We start from the raw sequence: 1,519 nt of genomic DNA on the forward strand, positions 1-1,519 counted from the left end.
GACTCGACTTTCGCTCTTTTGGAGCGAGGGGGCGAGCGCTGCGGTCTACGCCGCGCGCCCCTGGGGCGGCGTGGCGCGGGAGGCGGCGCGTAAGTTGGCGCGAAGTCGACGCGGCGAGTGCCAGCGGGCACGGGCCAGGGTGGCTTGAGCCAATCGCAGGACATCCGCGAAGCTGACAGTGGCCTTGGTGGTGTACCAGGGTCGCACAGGCAGTTTCAGTTGCTGCCAGCTGGCGGCCAGCTCCAGGTACCAGAGGACGAGCAGGGTGTAACTCAAGCCTGCGAAGGGAGCGGTGCGCAGCACGGCCAGGCGGCGGCGGGCACGCGAGTCAGCGAAGCCAAGCAGCTGTTTCAAGTCTCGGAAAAGCACTTCGATGCTCCACCTGAAGGCATACCTTTCCACCACTTGGAGGGCTGTGAGGGAGGCGTCGGTGCAGAAGAAGACGCGCAGGGGGCGGCTGCCGCCCGTCATCCGCACGACGACGACCTTGAGCATCCGCTCTCCGGCAGCACTCCTCCAACGGGCCACCACCTCCTTGCAGTCCACCTGCTGCGACTGGCCGTAGAGAAGGGCCGTCAGCCGCTGCCAGGGGAGGGCGGCATCCCGGGCGAGGGCCTGGGGCTTGGGCACCGTCACGTCGCGCGTCAGCCACCGGCCCGTCTTCGGCGAGCGGCACCGGTGCGTGCGCGGGCGGGTCAGCACGGCGTCTGGGCGCATAGCGCCGACGAAGACGAGCCGTTGCGGCAACTGCTTGAGCACGGTGCTGCACGAGTAGGCCTCGTCTGCGGCAAGCTCCACGGGTGCCGTGGGCAGCCAGCTGAGGACACGCTCCACCAGCTCTCGGCCCAGCTGCGTCTTCTTGCGGTGCGCAATGCCTTTCCTCTGGCACTCGGCCTGGGTGCGGTAAAGCCGGAAGAGGACGGGCAGCGCCCAGGGGCGCGAAGCGAAGGGCACCTGCACCAGCACCGCCAGCGTCACCCAGACGTGGCCGAAGCAGAAGACGTGCACAGCTCGGGTGGAGCGCACCGCATCCAGGTGGCTGCCCAGACCGAACACCTTCGGCCCTTTGTGGCTGCACAGGGTGTCGTCGAGCACCAGTCGCAGTGGCCCCAGGGCCGCCAGCTTCAGCAGCAGCAGTCGGCCCACTTCGTCCGCACTCCAGCGGGCCTGGGAGAAGAAGCGATGGAAGGCCGCGTGGTGCTGCACGCCTGAGACGCCCGCAGCCACCAGCGCCTCGGTGACCGCGTGCGTGGCGCCACTGCACACCCAGCCGGCGAACAGCACCAGGAAGCGCAGGAACGAGGGCTCGGTGAAGGCGGGCCGAACCAGCTGCAAGACTCGCAACAGTGCATACAAATGGGAGGCGGCCATCGGGAGACCTCGAAGGTGCTGGAGGAGGCGTGTCTTGCCGGACACCTCTCTCAGCTGGCCTCGATGGCCGCTCTTTTCCTACCCTCAGCCCTTTCTACCCTCGCCCCCCTGCTTGGGCCTCCCGGCCCAAAAGGGCGAAAGTCGAGTC

General features: G+C 68.1%; 1 protein-coding gene. It reads right to left on the reverse strand.

All coding sequences use genetic code 11. The features are described 5' to 3' along the window. Nucleotides 1-45: 45 nt before the first annotated feature. Complete coding sequence (locus G4D85_RS48370) at nucleotides 46-1,371, reverse strand: IS701 family transposase (RefSeq protein WP_164021907.1); 1,326 nt, start codon at nucleotides 1,369-1,371, stop codon at nucleotides 46-48. Nucleotides 1,372-1,519 lie beyond the last annotated feature (148 nt).

Source organism: Pyxidicoccus trucidator (assembly GCF_010894435.1).
Classification (GTDB): domain Bacteria; phylum Myxococcota; class Myxococcia; order Myxococcales; family Myxococcaceae; genus Myxococcus; species Myxococcus trucidator.